Here is a 20,439-nt window from a genome sequence, read left to right as displayed (position 1 = left end):
ATGCTGTTGCTTATACATTAATATGCACGTTAGTTCTCAACTTTCTATATCTTACAATGTTACTTGGTTTTTGGTAACCCCTTGTGTCGAAGTTGCTTTTGCCGAAGCTTGTACCCGACTGATGACATAAGAAATAAGTAGGAATCCTATTAATCCAACCATAGCAATAAGGATCGACATACCATAGGAAGGTATCCATACGCCCAAAGTAATCCCTAGAGCCGCCATGGCTCTAGCTCCTTGGGTCCCCATTCCATGAACAGCCATATAAGAACTACGAGATTGATCATTGATAATTTGGGCTAGCAGAGATTGACGAATAGGCACATGAATCAACTCTCCTACAGTCGCTAACAGCATCGCTCCAGCCAGTATCCATAGTGTATTGCTAAATGCCATCACTGCAAATCCGGTAATATAGCTAAGAACCGCTACATTCATCCAAGAAATTTGACGTTTAGAACGACGGATCACTCCAGCAAGAAATAATGAAAGGAGTACGATACCGACTGTATTTTCGATCTGGATCATACTTAGAATCTTGATACCATTTAGTTCTAGCTGTCTATTGCCCCAGATCATTATCGTTTGTGGAACAAATTCATTTTGCAGACGAACTCCTATATATTGAGTCAAATGAAATTCAGTCGATAACAATAACATATTACCTAATACAAATAGAATAAACAGCCGGTCTTTCCAGACTCGATGATAGTTGCGAATAATCAATTTCCCACTAGAAATAATGTTCCATTGCTTGGTCTGTTGTACATGAGTCTGTGGTACATAGGTTTCTGTAATCAAAAAGATTGTAATTAACCAGATGATCAAACCTGTGATCGACAATAGTCCAAATAACGCCATCCGATGTGAACTGAACATCGCTCCACCAATTAATGCCCCGAATGTAATCGCCAGATTGATCGACCAGTAATTGATGCTATACATTAGTGTACGTGTCTGTGGTGTGCTTACATCGATTAACATCGCATCTGAAGCAGGGATGATCAGACCATTACAGAGACTATGTATAATCATCATTGCAAATGTAAACCATGTCGACTGCCAGTAAGGCGAGTTAGCTAGCATCATCCCTAGAAAAGCTATACATTGAATACCTTCTCCCCATACCATTACCTTTTTACGTCCCCAGCGATCAGCTAAATACCCACCATATAAGCTAGCAATCAGTTGAACGATCAGACTAGAAAATAATAAAATACCCGCAATGCCTGCACCTAAATAGCCAGCAAAATAAATCGCCATAAATGGAAAAATCATCGTTCCTGTTAATCGGGTGATAAATGTAGTCAAAATACGCAGTTGAATCGTCCGGTGCAATTGCAAAAATTCCATTCTTCATTCCTCCTCTTCCAGTCATCTTATTATCAGCTGGAGAAAGAGGAAGAAAAAGAGTAAGATTAAATCAATCGTTTCCCCTTTTATATATTACAAGTCAATACAGCTTAGGAGATAAAGATATGAAGCATCAAGAGCATTACATAACGATTCTATTGTCATTAGATGATCCAGACCTACATAGTACACATACTTTAACAATTGATCATTTAGCATCTCTTCTGCACTGTACAACCCGCAATGTAAAGTGGATCATACGCAAACTTCAAGAAGAAGGATATATTCACTGGCAGAGCGGTCGTGGACGTGGACATCATTCTACGCTAACGATACTCCACTCACTTGAACATGTATTAAGTGTCTATTTTGAGCAACTACTCACCCAAGGTAAATTGCAAGAAGCCGCACAATGGTTACAACATCCACAGTTACCCCATACTTATGTTCAGCGTCTTCAATATCGGCTTGAACAGCAGTTTGGACTTCATATTGAGCATCATGGTTCTCAGACACTGGATGTACTGCGGATTAACCAGAGTCGTATTCTGGAGTCATTGGATCCAGCATTTGTGTTTACAGCGTTTGAATCTCATTTGATCGGTCAAATTTGTAGCTTATTAATTACATATCAAGCTGAATCACAGACTTTTATACCTCAATTGGCTCATTATTGGGAAAGCGATGATACCGATCAATGTTGGACATTTTATTTGCGTAAAGGAGTTCGGTTCCATCATGGACGGATATTGACCGCAGAGGATGTAAAATATACATGGGAACGCCTACGTGATTTGGATTCACCTGCTTTTTGGCAATTTACCCATGTTCACTCTGTTGTGATTCATAATGATTATACAATCAGCTTTTATCTACACCGGTCTGATCCCTTTTTCCTGAATTATATTAGTTCATTATGTATGTCCATTCTTCCGCATGATCATGATATGGCTGATCGAGGTCGACAATTGGTCGGAACAGGGGCTTTTCGCTTAACCGCTTCTAGTGAGAATCATATTGTACTTGATGCTTTTGATACTTATTTTGAAGGAAGATCGCTGTTGGATCGTGTGGATATTTATTTTGTAGCGGCTGATTATCAAGCAGATCGACGTTATCAGCTATTTCGTCAGAATAAAGCTACAGATTATACTGATCCTGCACAGGTGAATTACAAAGTGATTGGATGTAATTTTATTATGTTCAATTTTTGCAAAGAAGGGATTCAACATGACTCCACTTTTAGACAAGTGATTCATATGTTATTAGATCGTCCACTGTTGACAGAGCAATGTTCTGAGTATTGGTTAAAGCCTGCGTATAGCTTATTTCCGTGGAAAAGCAAACAAACCCATGCTCCAACGTATTCATTAGAGCAAGCACGTCAGCATCTGCAACAAACGGACTATCAAGGACAACCTTTGAAACTCAATTATCTGAATCGGGCAGAAAATCATGCAGTCTGCAAATGGTTACAAGATCGTGCACGTTCTATAGGTCTGATCCTCACTTTGTGCCCGCGTGATTCATTTGCTTCCAAAGCAGTAATGCAAGAAGCCGATTTATTTATGGGACAGGAAATGTTAGAGGAAAATATCGTTTGGGGATTACTTAACTTTTTTAGTAACCGATCAACGTATGTACGTCAATTATTGAATCCTGCTCAGTTAAAAGAGTTAGATCAATTACTTGTTCCTTTTGTTGCTGCACCTTTACCTGATTATAGTCAGCATGTTGAGAAGATTGAGCAATTTTTACACACTTCATTTTTATTTATACCTGTTTATCATTCTAATCAAAAGTTGCTATTTGATCCTTCTTTTCAAGGGTTATATCCTGATGCATTTGGTTGGATCAATCTTTCAAAATTATGGATTAAGCCTACTTTATCGCCAAAAGACTGAACCTTATTATCAAGGCTCAGTCTTTTTTTAGCTATTTTATTCGATATCACTTCATTATAGATTTAACTTGGACGTTCTATTGTAAATTGCTCTGCCAATCCTGCATAGTTATTCCCTGCTAGGCGAGCGACTGGTTTCAATACATCTGCCCAGATATAGAAGCGCTCTGCATCGACTACTTTTTCATCAAAATGATAACAAATAATGCGTACCAACAATAAATCTTGTACGATCTCACCGCTATCATTGCTAATCGGTACATGTTGCTCTAACACACACTCAAATCGAATCAAAGCTTCTGCAAGACCAGGTACTTTGATTTTATCGCTAGGGACAGTATGAAGAGTTGTTAATTCAAGTTCACTCTGTTCACTAGGCAATGAAGCTGCTGTATGATTCATTTGCTCGGTTAATTCTTCATGCACAATATGAACGACCAACTCTTTATTCTCGATTACATTGCGAGCAGTATCTTTCATTTCACCGCCTTTACGTGCTACAGAAATGGAAAGAATCGGTGGATCAGAAGCGACAATATTAAAATAGCTAAAAGGAGCTAGATTAAGCACTCCTGTACTCGATTGACTGGTCACAAACGCAATCGGTCTTGGAATAACAGAACCGGTGATTAATTTATAATTATCTATATTGGTTATAGATGCTGGATCGATCGTAATCATAATGATTCTCCTTTTTTCTTCTATATAGTATAGGTGTACTTTATCTTTTAAACTAAATCATGATATTCCTACCAAAGCTATTGCGATAATAGGACTAAAAAAGCCATCTGAATCCCCAGATTGAGGAGTTCAGATGGCTTAATCACATCATTACATACCGTGTTTTACATTGACACGTTTGATAAATAATGCGCATATCAGACCGATAACAGCAATCACAACAGCGAAGATAAAGGCATGTTGCACCCCTACTGTAAATGCGGACAGCACATTCGCTGGATCTTTCGGATTATCGACTCCACTTAAGAAGTTAGCACGACCTGCACTTAGAATACTTACAGCCAATGCTGTACCAATCGCACCAGCCACTTGTTGTAATGTATTCATAATCGCTGTACCATCTGGATAGTATTCACGTGGTAACTGATTCAGACCATTCGTCTGTGCTGGCATCATAATCATAGATATACCCACCATTAGTGCGGTATGCAATCCAATAATCAGACCGACAGGCGTTGTTGAATGAATTCTAGTGAATGAGAACAAAGCGATCGTCGCAACCGACAAACCGATGATGACTAACCATTTCGGACCGAATTTATCAAATAAACGACCCATAACTGGAGATAAGAAACCATTCAGTAAACTACCCGGTAATAATACAAGACCTGCTCCTAGAGCCGTCAAAGCCATACCTTGTTGCAAGTATAACGGTAAGATCAACATAGAAGATAAGATCATCATCATACAGATAAATACAAGAATCAGACCGATTGTAAACATCGGGAATTTGAAAGCACGAAGATTGATCATTGGTTGCTTCATCTTCATCTGGCGGAAGCCAAACAATAACAATGAAACAGCTCCTAATAATAATGTTCCGACTACAACAGGGCTTCCCCATCCTCCAGAACCTTCACCTGCACTACTGAATCCGAATACGATTCCGCCGAATCCAAGTGTTGATAACACAATCGAAAGAATATCAATTTTAGGTTTGGTGATCTTAGATACATTTTCTAAGAACAATATTCCGAAGATCAAAGCAATTGCAAGAAACGGCAATGAAATCCAGAAAATCCAGTGCCATGTTAAATTAGCTAAAATCAAACCTGATATTGCAGGACCAATCGCTGGTGCAAACATAATAACTAGACCAATCAAGCCCATGGCTGCTCCACGCTTCTCAATCGGGAAAATAATCAAAATAGTATTAAATAGTAGTGGTAACAATAATCCTGTACCTACTGCTTGTAATACACGTGCAATTAACAGTATTTCAAAGTTAGGTGACAAAGCCGCAACAATCGTTCCGACAATCGAAAAAGTTAACGATGTAATAAATAGTTGTCTTGTGCTAAACCATTGTAGCAATAGCCCTGATACAGGTACGAGAATACCTAATACTAATAGATATCCTGTCGTTAACCATTGAATCGTAGCTTCATCTACACTAAGTAGTCCCATCAATGAGCTAATCGCTACATTCAATGCTGTTTCACTAAATAAGCCGATAAATCCACTCAATAGCAATGAAATCATAATCGGTAATACTTTGTACTTTCTTCCTTCAGGCTTATCCTTGATAGCATCTGCGTTCATACTTACGTCCACGTTCCCATCCTCCTAAAACTATCTCTATCTATTGTTTATTTTGTTAATACTGCTGTCTTCATCATCGCTGACAAATAGTCTGCTGCTGTCAACATAGGTTGTTTACTTTGATTGGTCAGACTAATAATCAAAGCCCCTTCCATCATCGAGATCATGAGTAATGCTGCTTCCTTAGCACGAACTTCCAAAGCACCCTCCTGCTGTAGACGATCAGCAATCACTTCTTGCCAATCTGTAAATACGTCCTGACAAGCCGAGCGCAATTTGTTACTAATACACGAAGTCTCTACTGCTGCCCAAAAACTAAAGGGTAAAAAGCCAGTAAATCCGGATTTTTCAGTATCGTCTGCCATATCGCGAATAAAGGCTTGAATCGCATCGCCTGTTGTCTGATGTTGTTCAAAAACAGCTTTGAACTTTTCCAATACATGTTCATTGGTCTTTTCAATACAGACATAAGCTAATTCTTCTTTGCCATTTGGAAAATAATGATACAAAGAACCTTTAGGCGTATCGCTTTCTTTGATAATCTGGCTCAGCCCTGTGGCATGATACCCTTGTGAAAAGAAAAGTCTCGCTGCTGTCTCTACAATCAGATCGCGTGAGTTAGACTTTTCACCCATACATTCACATCCTTCAAATTCATTATAACGATCGGTCTACATAATTAAAACGGTTTTTGATCATATTGTCAAATTTTATTTTGTTCAATCTTTTATTTTGATTGTATTCTAATTTACCCTTATCGTTCATCAGAAAGATGTCGATAAATATCAATAATATCGTCAACAGGCATTCGCACCAGACTACTAGAAGAAGGAGCTACAAATTCTCGTATTCCTTCTATTATAGGTTCTTTTTGGAACCCCCATGATGCTTTGGCACGTTGACTATATTGAAGATAGACTCCTTTACCAACAAAACAAGCAATCTCTGGTTGGTATTTTGTAAGTTTCTCTCGTAATTCTTGTCGACCGGTCGCATATTCTTCTGGCAGAATATCTTCTGCCCCTCGTGTAGGACGAGAAACAATATTAGTAAATCCATAACCTAATTCTAAAAGCTCACTATCTTCACCAGGTGTATACAAGCGATCTGTAAGACCAGCTTCATAAAGAATTTTCCAAAATCGGTTGCGTGGATTAGCATAATGATGCCCTACTTCTCCAGATCTCAGACTTGGATTAAAACCGATAAATAGAATAGATAGCCCCTTTTTTAAATGATCTTCAACTTCTGACATATATAGTCCTCATTTCCTATAACATTTTTTCCTTTTTTTCGACAAAATATATACAAAATATGAGTCTATTGACCGATATATATTTTAACAGCTTGATAATCTGCAAATCATCACCTGAAAAGTTGACCTGACCCTTACAATCCAAAACGTTTTATAAAAATATATAATAGCAAAGGAATGATTAGCATGATTAAATTAAACGAACAAGAAATTTATGCTGTCCTTCATAAACAATTAAGCAAAAATTTCCCTATACAAACATTCGATCTTAGTTACCATATTGAAGCAGACCATAGATTGATTGACGAGAACGGTTTAGTTCAACTGACTAACAAGCATTATTGGGTTAAAGTTATGGAGTGTACCTACCCTACTCACTCTCGTCCGATTCTGATGAGCGAAATTATTTACTTTTTGAGACAAGAATATATGGACAGTACGATCCGTGTATATTTACAACAAGATTCTCTAGGTGTGGTTACCGCTTCAGCAGAAATTTCTTTCCAAGATGCTGTTACATTAGAACCAGAACAATTGAAAAATCTAATCGATATCGCTTTGATCAGCAAAGACAAAACATGGTTTGATGAGCTGACTGCGATGTATTTGAACCTAACTCGTCCGCTTTCAAGTCATACTTCGATCTAAACGTTTGCTAACCCTATAGTATGGTTTACCCCACAGGAAACTTTTCCCGCCAGAAAAGTCTCCTGTTTTTTATATGTGGATTCAATGGTATGATAAGAAGTAAAAAAAGCGGATCAATTATACATATTTTAAGGAGGTACTTTTATGGACCCACATCAACCGAATTATCCACCTGGCAATCAGAATCCTCCCCCATTTGCTCCTTATCCACCCCAATACCCGATGACCAATAATGGTAAAGCGATCGCTGCTCTTGTTCTAGGTATTTCTTCATTAGCTGCGCTGCTCATGCTACCGGGGTTAGGTATTGTGATCGGAATATTGGGAATTATATTTGGTATTCTCGCACTGAAGGAATTAAAAACACGTAGACAAGCAGGTCAAGGCATGGCAATTGCAGGCTTAATCTGTGGTGGACTAGGTACATTAATTCATTTAATTATGATCGCTTTTATCGTGTTTGCTTTTATTGCTGCACTTGCTTATGGAACAAGCGAAGGCTCATATAGTGAAGATTCTTATTATGAAGACGGTGTAGAAACAGATATGAATACCGACTCTTTTTATTAAAAAGACAAAAAGACAAAAAGACATCATCAAAAAACCGGTGCATCAACGCATCGGTTTTTTTGTATTGATAATCTTAATTTCACATCTTGTAATTGAATACATAGTTGATTTAAGAAGCATCACTATAAAAACGAACTTGAATATGAGAAGGATCGGTTAACCACAATTGTCCTTCTTTTTCTTCAACAGGAATACCGGCTGCTCGGGCACGATGAGCGACTTCTTGAATTGAAGCTTGATCTGGCATTTTCAAAGTATAATAGCTTATGCCTACTGCATCCGCTGGAGCTACAGGAGCACCTACACCTGCCCATACATTCAGACCAAGATGATGATGGTATCCACCCGCTGAGATAAACAGCACACTACGATCATCGGTAAGGACAATTTCAAATCCTAAAGTATCTACATAAAATTGACGAGCCGCTGCTAATGTAGGTACATGGAAATGAACATGCCCAATAATGGTACCTGCTGGAAGCCCTGTCCATTCTTTACCTTCAGCCAATGCTAATAATCCGTCAACATCGACAGGATCTGTTGCCATAATATATTGCCCGCGCTCATCTTTTTGCCATGTAGAACGAGGACGATCGGCGTAAATTTCAATCCCATTATTATCTGGATCATACAAATATAAAGCTTCGCTTACTAAGTGATCTCCTTGCCCGATCTGTTGATTACGAACTGCAAGATTACGAAGAACCAATCCCAAGCTTGTACGGTCAGGAACCAGAATAGCAAAATGGTACAGACCCGCTACCGATTGGCGTGGTAAAATTTTAGCATTTTCGATTTCTTCTAGTTGAAGCAATACTGTATGTCCATCGGCGGTTAAATCTGCTGTTTTGTGATCTTGGCGTAATATTTTAAGTCCAATAACCTCGGTATAATACGTTAATGAACGTTCTAATTGACTGATACGAAGCTTAACAAGTCCGATTTGAAGTGCTGGACTAATCACGGAAGTATTCATAGGAAAGTCCCTTTCTTTTCTTTAGTTATTTTATATAAGTATGTTACCATTTAGAAAGTAACTATGCAAGTATAAGTTAATATCAATCACGTATGTAGTTGAAATTTTATTATATGGTAAAGCAAAAAAAGTGATCTTTAAAAGATCACTTTTTGCACTAGCACCATATTAGTTATTTAGATCAGGTTCTGTTCCCCATACAAGATCACCTTGATAGTATACAGCTACTTTATTCCATTCTGTTAATTCGGAGCTGTTATTGTAGGAATAATCATTGTCTTGAGAAGTACCACTTTGATTTTTTTGAATAGTAAAAGTCATTGGGCCTGTTTCGTCACCTGCTCTGATAATTCCCGCTTCAGCATTAAATAGCAATTCAAGGTAACTGTCTGCTTGTTTGTATGTTTTCTCTAAGCTAACAAAGTTAGGTTCAATATTGCGAGAACCAAAACTGATATTACCTGCGGAGAAGTTTTTAGCTGTTAATTCTTTTCCACCATTGAAATAGTAACGAACACGAATATCGCTCAAGTTCACAGGTGTACCGCTCGTATTCATAATGTTGAATGTAGGTTGAATCACGCTACTGTTTGTACCGGCTGTTGTTCCTGATTTGTATTGCAACACAATGGAGTCTTTCACATTTCCGGATAATTCCATTGGCGTAGCGATCACAGGCATCGACATTTGACTCACCTGTCCATCACCATACACAGCATTAACTACATAACCATAAATTTGACCGTTTGTTACGGAAGTATCCATATACACTGCATCCGTTACACCTGTTGTCAAAACAGTCGTTTCATTTGCTTTTACACTATCATATGTGTTATTGACTACATTATAACGTCTAACGTCATAACTTTTGGCATTATCTATAGGTGCCCACGTTAATACCACTTGTTCAGAACCTGCACGAGCATTTACATCAGAAGGTGCTGCTGGAGCAGAAGGCATATCCCAGTTAATATCATTTTTAACGACATTGCTTTCGATCGCTGCATGAGCGCTTGGCGCTACCAAAAAACTACCTGCTGTTGTACCTAAAATCGTAGCCGCTAATAGAAGTGAAGCTTTTTTAGATTTGTTGATCATGAATCGTATACCTCCGTTATTGTTATGGTTAGATCATATGTGCTCTTCAATCCATTCATCGGGTCTTGCATTAAGTATTCGGCTCTTCGCTTCTATGTGGTACTGATGATCGATCCTCCTTTTGGGCAAAATAACTGCATACATTGTCAAAATGAAGCTTCTAACAGCTTCTAACAACAGAGCCTCGTGAATGATTATTAAACAGTAAGTAATGCGTTTAAACACATTATTCAACAAAAAGTAACATTTTTGTCACCCACCATTATTTGCTATCCACAGATCAATCGTCAAGAAAATGACAATTCCTTTTTGAAATATGGAAGTTAAAAAAAGGCATAATAGAATAGAACAATCTTACATTAGTAGAGGAGAATATACATTGAATCGATTATGGCTCTATTTGTCTTCCACAACTACCAAAACATCTTTAAGCTTGACTTATCTTCTTATGATTCTTCTTATCGCAGGTTGCAGTTCTACAGCACAACCAACGACTACTCCACCGAATTCATCTACTTCAAACGCACAACATGAAGAGCATTCTATGTCGATGGATCATATAGGTACAACAGCATCTGCTCCAGAAGGCAGTACAACAGAGCGTCCAGCGAAGATAACTACACTACCTTCTATTATCCAAAATAATCAAATCAATCTAGTCGCTCAAACGTCTTATTTGGAAATCGAAAAGGGTAAATATTTGCCTGTATGGACATTCAATAATTCGGTTCCCGGCCCACAATTAGAAGTTACCGAAGGCGATACCGTAACGATTCATTTGAAAAATCAATTAAAAGTGCCCATTGCTCTTCATGTTCATGGTGTTGTTTTGCCTAATGAAATGGACGGTGTACCTGGTATGACTCAAGATGCGATCCAACCGGGGGCAAGCTTCACCTATACATTCAAGGCCAATCAAGCAGGAACGTACTGGTACCATTCCCATCAAGATAGCTTGAATCAGATTGGTAAAGGATTATATGGCTCCTTTATTGTGAAAAAGAAACAGGATACCGTCTCTTCTGATCACACACTGGTAATAGATGAGTGGTCAGATCCTCATACCACTGTTCCTGAGAGTGAAAGCAATACATTAGCTATAAACAGTAATATGGGTGCTTATAATCTCTATACGGTAAATGGACGCAGCGGAGATTTGATAGAGCCTATCGTTGTTCATCAAGGAGACCGCGTACGTTTACGCTTGGTTCATGCTGGTAATATGACACAGACTTTATATATTCATTCGGATGCTTATCGTGTGACAGCGACCGATGGACATGATATCAATCGACCTCAGACGCTAAGTAACGGCTTACTGGTGATTGCTCCGGGAGAACGGTATGATATCGAATTTACAGCGGATACGACAGGCATACAATGGATCGGTATGGTCGGAGATTCTTCATTTGCCCAATCGGTTCGTATTCCTATTGTGATTGAACCCAAAGGATCTAAACGTACGCTAACAGAAATAACTAAGAAGATAACTTCATATCAAGCACAAATGACTTCTATACCATCAGACCATCAACAGCCTCTTGATCTAACGACTTATGGTCAACCGACAACAAGTGAATTTGGATTGAAGTCTGTGTTTGATCGTGAATATACGTTAGATTTGGATATGGGTGTGATTGATGGTAAAATGTCCTATACGATTAATCAAGAAGCTTACCCACAAGTGAGTCAACTCAAAGTCCAAACCGGTGATGCTGTTAAAATCACACTGATAAATGAGTCCAAAAATGAAGATCATCCGATGCATCTACATGGACACTCTTTTGAAGTTTTATCCAAAAACGGACAAGCTTTATCTGGTTCACCGATCTGGAAAGATACCATCAATGTGCGACCTGGTGACACTTATGTCATTGCTTTTCGTGCGGATAATCCGGGGATGTGGATGGTACATTGCCATGAATTGCACCATGCTTCTATGGGCATGATGACTGATGTCATCTATGAAGATTATCAAACCAAGTATCATCCTGATCCTGAAGCTGGTAATATTTCAGAGTGAAAAGCTTGATCTGATTCTCATATTCGTTACATTAGTGTAAATAAAATCATAAAAGAATTGTTTATTATAGTTATATTCTGCCCTTGTAGTAGATAGTGAGAACATGTTCATCATTGTATGAACCTTACACTTCAACTAGAAGGGATTTTTTATTCCATTTATGTTGAAATATACAAATGATTGCTAGAACGATCTCAAAATGTGTTTTACACATACCGATGTAGTATGATAGGTAGGGATATTAAGCTATACATCATTTGGCAAAGAATACTATATGAATAAATATGCTGTACTAAAAAAATAATAAGTTCAATCTGTCTAAAAGGTGGAGTCGACGAGACAATGAGAGAATCGCTTCGAAAGCTTAAAATTTTACAACTATTCACAGCTTTATACCGCGCTAAAATTATTAGGATACTGATTCCTGTAGCTATTTTGGCCATTATTTTTGTATACGGAAGACATGAGATTCAGAATATTAACTTAGCCAAAATTATTCATGAATTACGAATGATGCCTGTTCATATCGTTATTCAATTAATCATTGCTTCTTTTATCGCTGTATCGGCAATGAGTACTTATGATTATTTACTACGCAAGCAATTTAAGCTCGATGTCAATTGGAAAACAACATACCGCTATGCATGGATTGCCAATACATTTAACAATATGATTGGATTCGCAGGTCTTACAGGCGTAGGGTTACGTACATTGCTGTATAAGAAAAGTGGCGTACCTATGAAAACGATGGGCGCAGCAGTCTTATTCTTATCCCCTATCGTTCTCGTTGGATTATCTTTACTCGGCTGTTTAACATTAATCGGCGTTTTTCCGGTTGAACCTATTTTCCAGCAACATCCATGGCTTCGATTTGGAGTATGGGGAGTTTCATTGTATTTCCCTTTCTTTTTATTGATGCAACGTTCTTCATTATTTGCTAAATGGTTTCACAAAGGCGAGGGTAAATTACCGTGGAAAGTAATTGCCGCTTCGATCGGTTCTTCGGTTCTAGAATGGGCTTGTGCAGGTACATTGTTCTGGCTATTCGCTTTTTATGACCTGAATCATTTGCCATTTGCTCCTGTATTCGGTGTCTACATTGTAGCAGCGATTGCAGGGATTATCAGTATGGCTCCAGGTGGTATCGGAGCATTCGATCTAATTGCACTACTTGGCTTACACACATTAGGTGTTGATCCATCTCGCGCACTTACCATTTTGTTATTGTTCCGTATTTTCTATTTTGTTGTTCCATGGTTAATCGGTCTGGTCTTGGCTGCTTTTGAAATGAGCCCGAGCAGTAAGCAAATGCGTGAAATGCTGACAACCAGTCTCGATGCTTCTCGTAACACATGGGTTAAATTCTGGGGATGGCCTTCTCAGTTCGGATTGCTTAGCGATCTAGGTGCATGGGCATTAGGCAAATTAGTCTTTGCCAGTGGTGTAATATTACTATTATCTGCGGCAACACCGGGTCTGATCGACCGTTTGCGTTTTATGGAACATTTGTTATCTTTACCGCTTATGCGTTTCTCAGAACAATTATCCGTTATCATCGGTATTATGCTTATTATTGTTTCTAGAGGAATTTCACTTCGTATCCGGCGTGCTTACTTGTTAACAGGGGCGTTATTGTTAACCGGAGCTATTTTTACATTTGCCAAAGGATTCGATTACGAAGAAGCGATTATTTTGCTAATTGTAGCTTTGGTGCTATGGGTGTCACGTGCTCGCTTTAACCGTGAAAGTACAAGTATGTCTGCACGCAGTATCTGGATATGGGCATTCCTTGCTTTCATCTCAGCATTATCGTATTACGTGATTGGAACTCATATTCATCCTGCTATTTTGCGTCATTTACCGTTACGTGCTCAACACTGGTTTTTAGATCCACATGAATATGCGGTGACCGCGGTAATTGGATTTATTGGTGCTTTGATTCTGATCGCATCGATTTTTACCCTTCGTCCGCATCGGTACACTGGCGTTCGTCCAGACGAAGCTCAGATTGAGAAATTCACTGACTTTATTGCTAAAGAAGATGGAAATTTACTGACACATCTACTCTATCTTGGTGATAAAAACTTCTACTGGGCGCAAAATGATCAAATTCTCATTCCGTACTCCCGTGTGCGTGATAAATTAATTGTGCTTGGTGATCCGATTGGTAATAAAAGTCTGGTCGGCGCAGCCATTCAAGAATTTCAAAGTTATGCCGATCATTATGCATTAACAGTGGTCTTTTATCAGGCAGCTCCTGAATATCTTTCGATCTATCATGAAAATGGGTATAACTTCTTCAAGCTTGGTGAAGAAGCACTTGTTCCATTAGCGACCTTTACGTTAACAGGGAAAAGCAATCAAAACTTACGAACCGCCAAAAACAAATCAGATCGTGAAGGACAGACATTCGAAGTACTGTCTCCTCCCTATCATGCTGATCTGTTAGCAGAACTACGTCAGATTTCTAATGAATGGTTAGGCGATCGTAAAGAAAAAGCGTATTCTTTAGGATGGTTCAATGAACCGTATATCCAGCGTTCTCCTTTGGCTCTATTGCGTAATGCTGAAGGTCAGATTCTAGCTTTTGCAACACTGGCTCCTGCTTACGATCAGAATAAAGTCATCTCTATTGATCTGATGCGTCATTTGAACGATACACCGAACGGTACCATGGATGTATTATTTGTACGCTTGATCGAATGGGCCAAAGAACAAGGATATTCGTATTTCAATCTAGGCATGTCTCCACTTTCGAGTGTAGGTGAAAATCAAAATGCACACCGTGAAGAAAAACTAGCGCGTCTGGTCTTCCAATATGGTGGACATTGGTATGGATTTGAAGGATTACGTCGTTATAAAGAAAAATTCTCACCGGAATGGCAAGCGAGATACTTAGCTTATCCAGCAGGTATGGCGCTCCCTATCCTTACCCTTGATCTGGTTCGACTGGTATCGCGCCGTCCTGAACAAGCAGAACCTGTATAATAGTAGATGTTTTTTATAGAATTACTTTTGAAATGCATTGTACAAAAAAAGCTCCGAACTCACCATATGGCGGGTTTGGAGCTTTTTTTATACTGTGGTATCGATAGGACTCTCTTATTTAGCTTCTTGTAGCTTAGTGATTGTCATAGATTTGATTGTATCGTCACCAGGAATAGCTTTTTCTGTATACTGGAAGCTAACTTTTGCTTCTTCTTTCAAGCTTCCTGCAACAGTTTGAGCTTCATCGCTCAATTGGAATACCATAGGTTGACCATCTACCATAATCTCAGCAGAATGTTCGTCTGCAAGTCCTGTAAATGTACCTGTAGCACTTTTCGTTTCAGCTTCAGTGGAATTGGATGTCGTATCTGTAGATTCGTTGTTATCATCTGCTTCTACGCTTTCCTCAGTCGTTCCAGCTGTATTGTCATCTGTAGCCTCATTGTTGTCTTCTACACTTTCAGATGAAGAGTCATCTGTAGTCCCTGTAGCTGGTGGTGTTACCTCTGTACTTGTGTTCGTGTCTGTTGTTCCAGTGCTACCATTTTCAGCAGGAGCTGTTGCTGGTTGCTCCTTATTGCCACATGCTGCCAACATTAGAATGCCGACTAACAAGATTAATGCAAATGGAGTCCGTTTCAGTAGTAATTGAATATTTCGTTGCATCATAAATGCACCTCCTCAAGTAGTGTAACGCATAACTGTGGCAAAAGTTGCAAACGATCACCTATTCAGCATTAAAGCGTATATAAAGATCATACCAGATTGATACGACTCCGCAAAATTTATGTGATTTGGCTAGGTATAGAAAAGGGACTGCTTCACTGGTCTATAATTGCGCCAGTACAACAGTCCCTTGAAGATTTATCTTGATGTCACAGCGTATTAAGGAATAAACTGCTGTACGATTTTGGTCACTTGTCCATCTTTTACCGTGATATGGTAAGGAAACGAAGTAGGATCAAGTAGATCAGGTTTTTGGAAAATGGCATTCAGCTTCTGAATACTTACAGGCTCATCCCAATTGGTATCAATATCTTGCCATTGACCTGTATGATCGTAAATTTGCATCAATACTTTAGGATTGGCTGCTACAGCGTAATGATATGTTTGTGTATCCTCATTTGTAATATAATAACCATCCGGTGCTCCGTCTATCCCACTATTCGGATTTTCTTTATTAAATTCAACATTAGCTGCTTCTCCTGTATACCAGTTGATTGGATCTACAGTAAGCTCATAATGACTTGCATTGGTATCACGTTCAATCTTGTTGATAAAGACGGTATATGTACCGTCAGCAGGTACATTCGCTGTTGGTGTATACGTATCTTCATATACACTCTGTGTAACTGTAGCCGCTTCAGCTGTGACCGTTCCTGAAGTCTGAGTCATGCTTCCAGAAGTCAAGAGGATCAATGAAGCAGCTCCTGCACCAAAAATACCCATCATTGTTTTAAACATCGCTTCATCTCTCCTTAAAATGGTCGGTCAGCTCAATAGACCGCCAACAATTATGTGTTGGTAACTCGTTAACCGGGTGTAGCCTTTATTACCCGTAATTAGTACTCACAGAATCATGTAACTTTTTTCCAATTATACGTGGATACACATGTTCGATCTTGTGTGTACTTGTCGGATTGGCTTGTTTCTATATTCAGTATACTTCACTATTTCTATTCAAAAGTTGCAATAAAGTTAAAAGTGATTAACAAAATTAATACCTTGTCCTAATACCTGAGAGTAATGATTCAAAAGAAGTTTATCGTAAGCAGATTAGAAAAATCGAATCAGGTTATATATATCGTAGTACACCACAAACAACGAGGAGGAATTCATAATGTCAGAAGAATCACATATCGTGAAAAAAGACGGCGAAATTGCAACAGGACAGGTGGAAACTACACTAAATCGTTTGAGTGATGATCAGAAAGATGATATTTTAAGCAACTTTGAATCGTTCAAATCTTATTTGGGCAAACGTATTCAATTGGGCGAATCTATCGGATTAGGCGAAGAAAAATTAGCCAAAATCGCACAAAAAGTAGCTGATTATCTAGCCGCTCATGAAGAACCACGTAATCGTGAAGAGAAATTGCTATATGAATTGTGGAAAGTAGGCGACGAAGACCAACGTCACAAGCTAGCTCATTTGTTGGTGCGTATGGTTCAAGCCGATAAATAAAACAATTTGTCATTTATAGATTAAATTATAGATCAAAAAATCTGCTTCTGATCAGAAATGTCTGAAACTAGACACCATGATCTCAAGCAGATTTTTTTGTTTTTATTCTTTTATAAACGATTGCGATAGCCTGGTTTGCGCCACACTTTGCTTTCAACTTGTTCATAATGATAAATTCCTAATTCCATTAAGCTTTTGGCGAGTGATATTCGTGTAAATACTCTATGTACTACAACCGCAATCAACACTCCTAGTAAAGCTCCAGCAAGAACATCTGTAGGATAATGCACACCTGTCCATACTCTAGCAATCGCAATTCCTGAAGCCAGAACCAACCAGATCCAACCATCACGGCGACGGAATAACCAGATCGTCATGGCAATCACAAATGCACCTAAAGCATGATTACTAGGAAAAGAAGCATTTGCTTCATGATGTACCAATTGGAACACTTCATGACTGACAAAGGGTCGATCGCGATAAAATAATTTGCCTAATATCCAACTCATCGTAAATCCGATCATTGCAGATAATAATGCTTGAGTGATCATTCGGCGATTAGCATGTGCCCGTGTAAACCAATAAATCAATGCTCCAATCACAAAAAACACTACCGCATACTTTGATAAAAACAACATCAATGGATTGATAAATGAAAATACTTCTGCTCCATCATTAATCCAGCGAAAAGCTTCATAGTCTACTTGCGAAAAATTCAATTGCTGTTCCTCCTTTACATCCCAGCCTAATATTTTAAAGCAATCACCTTCTTTTATCAACTTAGTGTAAATTTATTGTAAAATTAATGTAAAAAAAGCCACTTTATCTATAGACTAGATAGAGTGGCTTAGATCAGGTTGTGCTTACTTTCAAAATCCATTAGGAAATTAGATGCCTTCTACAATTCGTTTGGCTCGTCTATTGCCCTGACGCATCACTTCTTGCTCATCTAACGTTAATAATTGACGGTTTTGCATAAGGATCTTACCATTTACAATCGTAGTATCTACATCTGCTCCATTTACGCTATACGCCAGTAGCGAGACAATATTATGCACGGGTTGCAAATGGGGTCGATTCAGATCGATAAGAATCATATCTGCTTTTTTCCCGGCTTCTAATGATCCTGTCTCATGATCTATAGCTAGTAACTTGGCACTTTCAATTGTAGCCATCTGTAAAGACTGATAGGCAGGTAGTACTGTCGGGTCACCATAATCTAACTTTTGGAGCCATGTTGCTGCTTTGATCTCTTGAAACATATCAAGCGTAGTGGCACTTCCTGCTCCATCTGTTCCTAATCCTACGGTTATGCCTTGTTGCTTCATTTCAGTAATCGGAGCAATACCACATCCTAATTTCAAATTGCTGACTGGATTATGAATAACACCTCCACGCATTCCTTTAAGATATTGAATATCTCGTTTGGTTAAATGAACACTGTGTGCCAACATCACATGTAATTGTTCAAATAACCCTAACTCATACAAATATTGCGTAGGTGTCTGCTGATAACGTTCACGCATCGTTATCACCTCTTCTTTTGTCTCTGCCAGATGAATATGAATCGGCAAGTCATATTGCTTTGCCAAATGCATTACTTCTTTCAAAGGTTCAGGTGGACAGGTGTAAGGCGCATGAGGGCCAAACATCGTTGTAATCCGTCCCTTCGCTTGTCCATGCCAGCTTTCGACCAGTTCTATCGCTTCGCGAATACGTACACCTTGATCATCATCATGAAAAACCAATCCGCGGGTTAATGATGCTCTCATGCCCACTTCATCCACAGCTTGAGCAATCTGATTCATATGCATATACATATCGGCAAAAGTCGTTGTCCCTGAACGAATCATTTCCGCCATTGATAATTGACTCCCCCAATAGATATCTTCTGGTGTCATTCGAGCTTCTGCCGGAAACATTTTCTTTTCCAACCAATCCATTAATTTAAGATCATCTGAAAATCCTTTTAACAAATTCATCGGTGTATGTTGATGAGCATTAATCAAGCCTGGCATCGTGACTTTCCCTGTACCATCAATAACTTGAACATCATCACCTGTAAGTGGTGGAATTATAGACTCTATAGATTGTCGATCTGTACGGATCACATGTTCAATCTGATCATTATGAATAACAATATCACCGATAAAAGGTTCTTCCTCCTGATTCATGGTCAAAATAGTCGTGTTACGGATATGGATACGCATAGGTGTACTGCCTCCTGTATAATGAAGTGATGATTTACTTTTTCACCATATACATTGACGTAACGTTAAGGTCAAGCACCACAAAAAAATCTTGCTCTATCTATGGCTAAGATAAGAACAAGATTTCATAATTTAATTTAGCAGATTGAGGATTGAATACAGTCGACTTCATTAGAGATCAGATGATCCTTATACCCATTATGTTTATGCCAGAAGTGGAGCTTAGGCTTCTAATCTAAATCCTCCACCATCACCCTGTGTTTCATTAAAATCGACTGAAAAGCCGATTTCTGTGCCACTACCTACTTGCTTAATATTCCATTGTTCAAATGTTCTAGAATTGCTCCATCCTGATGATTCGGCTAACCATGTATAGGATATCTCGGGAAAATTTTTGAGGATGTATTCACAAGTAAGTCCTGAACCATACACGCCAATTTTATACTCATTACCTAATGTCTTAAACGTATCAATCACTTTCTGAAAATAATGATGAATAAATTCACTTAAATCGTTGGGCGACGAATCAAAATCGACTGCAAAATAAATCGTTGAATCCTTGGGTTGTCCAATAGTATGTTTGGCATAATTATAAGCTAATGTAGCATCGCTTTCTCCTACTTCTTGTGAGAAATAAGAGACAGACGTGGGATATCCATTTTCCCAGACTGCTACAATATAAAGTCCTGCTTGCGTTATCGCTTGAGCTTCTGTCCGGGTTAGATTTTTGTGAGGATTATTGTGATTATAATATCTACCAACAAAATGATAACCGGCTTGCTTTAACTCTAAAGCTCTTTCTTCACATAACGATTCGGTATCTATGCCTTTGTCTGTTGGATGTCCTTCGCCTGGATTCATTGTGATGTATCCCCTTTTCGATTGGATGGTCTACCAAAAACAAAAGTGATTGTATACACAGAGATTGTAACATTTTTCCAGTT

The 20,439-nt window shown here is 38.6% G+C and carries 18 protein-coding genes; 6 read left to right on the top strand and 12 right to left on the bottom strand.

What is annotated here, in order from left to right; translation table 11 throughout:
* Positions 1–51 precede the first annotated feature (51 nt).
* Positions 52–1,356, bottom strand: coding sequence for an MDR family MFS transporter (locus PTI45_RS14025; protein WP_069328225.1), 1,305 nt, complete (start codon positions 1,354–1,356; stop codon positions 52–54).
* Positions 1,357–1,481: 125 nt separating this feature from the next.
* Here PTI45_RS14025 and PTI45_RS14020 point away from each other — a divergent pair, with 125 nt between their 5' ends.
* Complete coding sequence (locus PTI45_RS14020) at positions 1,482–3,260, top strand: ABC transporter substrate-binding protein (protein WP_069328224.1); 1,779 nt, start codon at positions 1,482–1,484, stop codon at positions 3,258–3,260.
* A 62-nt stretch (positions 3,261–3,322) separates the two neighbouring features.
* Here PTI45_RS14020 and PTI45_RS14015 read toward each other — a convergent pair whose 3' ends face one another.
* The 4 genes from PTI45_RS14015 to PTI45_RS14000 form a co-directional block, all read right to left on the bottom strand.
* Positions 3,323–3,940, bottom strand: coding sequence for a flavin reductase family protein (locus tag PTI45_RS14015; protein ID WP_069328223.1), 618 nt, complete (start codon positions 3,938–3,940; stop codon positions 3,323–3,325).
* Between the two features lie 150 nt (positions 3,941–4,090).
* Positions 4,091–5,542, bottom strand: a complete 1,452-nt coding sequence (locus tag PTI45_RS14010) for a DHA2 family efflux MFS transporter permease subunit (protein ID WP_069328273.1) — start codon at positions 5,540–5,542, stop codon at positions 4,091–4,093.
* A gap of 47 nt (positions 5,543–5,589) precedes the next feature.
* Positions 5,590–6,177 carry a TetR/AcrR family transcriptional regulator gene (locus tag PTI45_RS14005; protein ID WP_069328222.1) on the bottom strand — a complete coding sequence of 196 codons (588 nt, stop codon included), beginning with the start codon at positions 6,175–6,177 and terminating at the stop codon, positions 5,590–5,592.
* Positions 6,178–6,296: 119 nt separating this feature from the next.
* A complete protein-coding gene (locus PTI45_RS14000; RefSeq protein WP_069328221.1) occupies positions 6,297–6,797 on the bottom strand; it encodes a mismatch-specific DNA-glycosylase in 501 nt (166 codons plus the stop codon).
* A gap of 186 nt (positions 6,798–6,983) precedes the next feature.
* Here PTI45_RS14000 and PTI45_RS13995 point away from each other — a divergent pair, with 186 nt between their 5' ends.
* The gene (locus tag PTI45_RS13995) at positions 6,984–7,445 is read left to right on the top strand and encodes an IDEAL domain-containing protein (RefSeq protein WP_069328220.1); all 462 of its coding nucleotides are present in this window, start codon (positions 6,984–6,986) and stop codon (positions 7,443–7,445) included.
* 144 nt (positions 7,446–7,589) lie between these two features.
* Entirely contained in the window at positions 7,590–8,015 is a 426-nt protein-coding gene (locus PTI45_RS13990; RefSeq protein ID WP_069328219.1) for a DUF4190 domain-containing protein, read from the top strand.
* Between the two features lie 109 nt (positions 8,016–8,124).
* On the opposite strand, the gene PTI45_RS13985 is transcribed toward PTI45_RS13990, so the two are convergent.
* Both PTI45_RS13985 and PTI45_RS13980 read right to left on the bottom strand, forming a co-directional pair.
* On the bottom strand, positions 8,125–8,991 hold the full coding sequence (locus tag PTI45_RS13985) for a VOC family protein (RefSeq protein ID WP_069328218.1): 867 nt from the start codon (positions 8,989–8,991) through the stop codon (positions 8,125–8,127).
* Positions 8,992–9,159: 168 nt separating this feature from the next.
* Positions 9,160–10,089 (bottom strand): cellulose binding domain-containing protein, encoded by a 930-nt coding sequence (locus tag PTI45_RS13980; protein ID WP_069328217.1) that lies wholly within the window; start codon positions 10,087–10,089, stop codon positions 9,160–9,162.
* A gap of 379 nt (positions 10,090–10,468) precedes the next feature.
* Here PTI45_RS13980 and PTI45_RS13975 point away from each other — a divergent pair, with 379 nt between their 5' ends.
* Positions 10,469–12,112 carry a multicopper oxidase family protein gene (locus PTI45_RS13975; protein WP_175425188.1) on the top strand — a complete coding sequence of 548 codons (1,644 nt, stop codon included), beginning with the start codon at positions 10,469–10,471 and terminating at the stop codon, positions 12,110–12,112.
* Between the two features lie 342 nt (positions 12,113–12,454).
* A complete protein-coding gene (mprF, locus tag PTI45_RS13970; protein ID WP_069328216.1) occupies positions 12,455–15,100 on the top strand; it encodes a bifunctional lysylphosphatidylglycerol flippase/synthetase MprF in 2,646 nt (881 codons plus the stop codon).
* Between the two features lie 114 nt (positions 15,101–15,214).
* Here the strand turns inward: mprF and PTI45_RS13965 are convergent, their stop codons facing one another.
* Together PTI45_RS13965 and PTI45_RS13960 are read right to left on the bottom strand one after the other, a co-directional pair.
* On the bottom strand, positions 15,215–15,769 hold the full coding sequence (locus PTI45_RS13965; protein WP_069328215.1) for a hypothetical protein: 555 nt from the start codon (positions 15,767–15,769) through the stop codon (positions 15,215–15,217).
* A gap of 216 nt (positions 15,770–15,985) precedes the next feature.
* Entirely contained in the window at positions 15,986–16,564 is a 579-nt protein-coding gene (locus PTI45_RS13960; protein ID WP_069328214.1) for a hypothetical protein, read from the bottom strand.
* Positions 16,565–16,940: 376 nt separating this feature from the next.
* Here PTI45_RS13960 and PTI45_RS13955 point away from each other — a divergent pair, with 376 nt between their 5' ends.
* The gene (locus tag PTI45_RS13955; RefSeq protein ID WP_069328213.1) at positions 16,941–17,285 is read left to right on the top strand and encodes a DUF3243 domain-containing protein; all 345 of its coding nucleotides are present in this window, start codon (positions 16,941–16,943) and stop codon (positions 17,283–17,285) included.
* A gap of 110 nt (positions 17,286–17,395) precedes the next feature.
* On the opposite strand, the gene PTI45_RS13950 is transcribed toward PTI45_RS13955, so the two are convergent.
* The 3 genes from PTI45_RS13950 to PTI45_RS13940 form a co-directional block, all read right to left on the bottom strand.
* Entirely contained in the window at positions 17,396–18,004 is a 609-nt protein-coding gene (locus tag PTI45_RS13950) for an undecaprenyl-diphosphatase (protein WP_069328212.1), read from the bottom strand.
* A 168-nt stretch (positions 18,005–18,172) separates the two neighbouring features.
* On the bottom strand, positions 18,173–19,495 hold the full coding sequence (locus tag PTI45_RS13945) for an amidohydrolase (RefSeq protein ID WP_069328211.1): 1,323 nt from the start codon (positions 19,493–19,495) through the stop codon (positions 18,173–18,175).
* A gap of 222 nt (positions 19,496–19,717) precedes the next feature.
* Complete coding sequence (locus PTI45_RS13940) at positions 19,718–20,356, bottom strand: DUF1906 domain-containing protein (protein ID WP_069328210.1); 639 nt, start codon at positions 20,354–20,356, stop codon at positions 19,718–19,720.
* Between the last annotated feature and the right edge of the window lie 83 nt (positions 20,357–20,439).

It is taken from the genome of Paenibacillus nuruki (assembly GCF_001721045.1).
In the GTDB taxonomy this organism is placed as follows: domain Bacteria; phylum Bacillota; class Bacilli; order Paenibacillales; family Paenibacillaceae; genus Saccharibacillus; species Saccharibacillus nuruki.
This window is presented reverse-complemented; position numbering and strand designations above follow the sequence as displayed.